The following is a 366-nucleotide window of genomic DNA, read 5'->3' as shown; positions in this document are numbered from 1 at the left end:
CACCCTCACCCTCGAACACGACGCACTCGGCCACCTCACCCACCGCACCACCCCCACCGGCCAGATATCCGAGTGGGACTACGGCCGGGACGGCCTCCCCGCCGCGTTGACCACCAGCGGGCACACCCTCACCTTCACCCATGACGCCGCAGGCCGCGAGACCACCCGAACCACCGACGGCGTCATCACCGAACACCAAACCTGGGACGCCGCAGGACGCCGAAACCGACAAACCCTCACCGCGGGAAGCCGAACCACCCTCGACCGTGTCTACCGCTACCGGCCCGACCACTACCTCACCCAGCTCACCGACCCCACCGGCGAACACCACTACACGCTAGACCCCCTCGGTCAGATCACAAGAGC

The 366-nt window shown here is 67.8% G+C and carries 1 protein-coding gene; it reads left to right on the top strand.

All coding sequences use genetic code 11. The features are described from left to right. The coding region (locus E0D90_RS26130) for a hypothetical protein (protein WP_265415981.1) at nt 1-366 on the top strand (366 nt) is incomplete at both ends.

The organism is Streptomyces otsuchiensis (genome assembly GCF_004305975.1).
GTDB lineage: Bacteria > Actinomycetota > Actinomycetes > Streptomycetales > Streptomycetaceae > Streptomyces > Streptomyces otsuchiensis.
This window is presented reverse-complemented; position numbering and strand designations above follow the sequence as displayed.